The 1,972-nt window shown below is 67.5% G+C and carries 2 protein-coding genes; both read right to left on the reverse strand.

Annotated elements, in window-relative coordinates; translation table 11 throughout:
* Positions 1–1,608 (reverse strand): class I SAM-dependent methyltransferase (locus EOA78_RS35370; protein ID WP_164784114.1); only part of this gene is annotated, 1,608 nt, incomplete at its 3' end.
* A gap of 83 nt (positions 1,609–1,691) precedes the next feature.
* A partial coding sequence (locus EOA78_RS35375; protein WP_164784115.1) for a DUF3085 domain-containing protein occupies positions 1,692–1,972 on the reverse strand: 281 nt, incomplete at its 5' end.

Genomic DNA, 1,972 nt, shown 5'->3' on the forward strand with positions numbered 1-1,972 from the left:
CACCTGCGCCTCCTTCCAGGGCCGGTCGAGCTCCTGGTTCTTCAGCACCTCGCGCACCGCATCGCGGATGGGGATCAGTTTCTGGATGATGCGGACATGTTTTTCCGGCACGCCGTCGCTGCTGCGGCCCTTGCGGACCTTCACCGCGACTGGTTCGCCGTCGACGACCTGCATGAGGCCCTGGGCCTTGTCGAAGAAATAGCTGCCCTCGCGGACATGCCGATCGGATGGCAGGTCGGCGGCGGCCTGATCGTCCGCTTCCTCCAGCTCGGGATTGAGCACGTCGGGCTCACCGTCATAGAGGCTCTCGGGGAGGAGATTGATTGCGGCGGTCAGCGCGACCTCGAGATCCTCGCCGTCATTCGGCACGCAGGTATAGGTCTCGTCGGGACCGTAGATCCCGCGCCTCAACGCATGGGCGCCGAGCACGAAGGCCGGGTGGCGCGCAAACCAGCGATTGACGCGGATGGCGCCCTCCTCCTGCGTCGCCGGCCGGATTTCCTCGAGATCGAGCCAGGTGACATCACCTTCCGGCTCGCCAGCCTTGCGCTTGCGGAAGAACAGGATGTCGACCACGACGTCCGTACCGGCATCGGCGCGAAAGCTGCCCTCGGGCAGACGGAAGGCGGCGACGATATCGGCCAGCTTCGCGATCGGCTCCCGCGCGGTGCTGTCGGCCTTGTCCATCGTGCCGTGGCTGGTCACGAAGGCGGCGAGGCCTCCGGGTTTGAGGCGATCGACCGCTTTCACGATGAAGTAGTCGTGCAGACGCAGGCCGAGGGAGCGCAGGGCGCGGTCGGACCGCACTGTGCGATCGGAGAAGGGCGGATTGCCGATGGCGAGGTCGAACTGCGCCGGCAGTTCGGTGCGGGCGAAATCGCCGGTGACGATTCGCGCCCGCGGCTGCAGCAGCCGGGCGATGCGTGCGGTCACCGGATCGAGCTCGACGCCGGTGATGTGCGAGACGCCGCGCAATTCCTCCGGCATCAGCGCCGGAAACAGCCCCGTGCCGATACCGGGTTCGAGCACGCGGCCGCCGCGCCAGCCCAGCCGCAGCAATCCCGCCCAAATCGCCCGAACGATGAACTCCGGCGTGAAATGAGCATACTGCGTGCAGCGCGCCAGCGAGGCATAGCCGGCGTCGTCGACGACCTCCTGAAGCTCGGCGCCGATTTCCTCCCAGCCCTTCCTGAAACTGTCTTCGCCGGGACGGCGGAACACGCCGTTGGCGAGCTCCGAGGCGCCGAAGCCGGTGAAGCGGATGAGCCGTACCTGTTCGTCGCGCGTGGCAGGCCGCTGATCGGCCTCTATTGCTGCCGCGAGCCGGATCGCTTCGATGCTGTCGCGGGCACGAGCCTTCCAGCCACGTGCGAGGCCGCGACCGCCGATGAGATGGAAGTTCAGGCCCCGTTCTCGCCGGTCTTGTGCCGGCGGGCGTACGGCGGCTGCGACTGGCGCGGCCGGCGCGGGCGCAGTGGGCGGGGGATCGTCGTCATGGTCCGGATCGGCGTCGAATCCGGTCGCAAAGGCCGTCACGCCAAGGCCGAGGCCCGATGCCAACGCCGTGTTGCCGAAGAGGTCGATGGTGAAAGGGTCGTCATTGGACATTGGGATTTCTCCTGAAGTGATGGCGCGCGCGAGCCCCGGCCGAGCAGGGTCGGCCGGCGAGGGGCGGCGCGGTTTTGGGAAGGTCAGCGGGCGATCAGCGAGAGCGCGATCTCGGTCTCGGTGAGCACGACGTTGAGATGCGTGACGCGAAGATTCCGGTCGAAGAGCGGGATCAGCCGCTCGGCCTCGATGAACTCGATGCCGTCGTCGCCGCCGAAGTGCCGGCGCTTGTAGTCCCACCAGTCGGGATTGCCGAGCGGGTGGCATTGCTCCGAATAGACGACGAGGGGGCGGGCGCCCTCGGCGAGCTTGCCGTTGGACATGATGTAGACCCCCTCGTCACCGACCAGCCAAAGGCCTGGCT

Source organism: Mesorhizobium sp. M5C.F.Cr.IN.023.01.1.1 (assembly GCF_003997585.1).
GTDB classification, from domain to species: Bacteria; Pseudomonadota; Alphaproteobacteria; order Rhizobiales; family Rhizobiaceae; genus Mesorhizobium; species Mesorhizobium wenxiniae.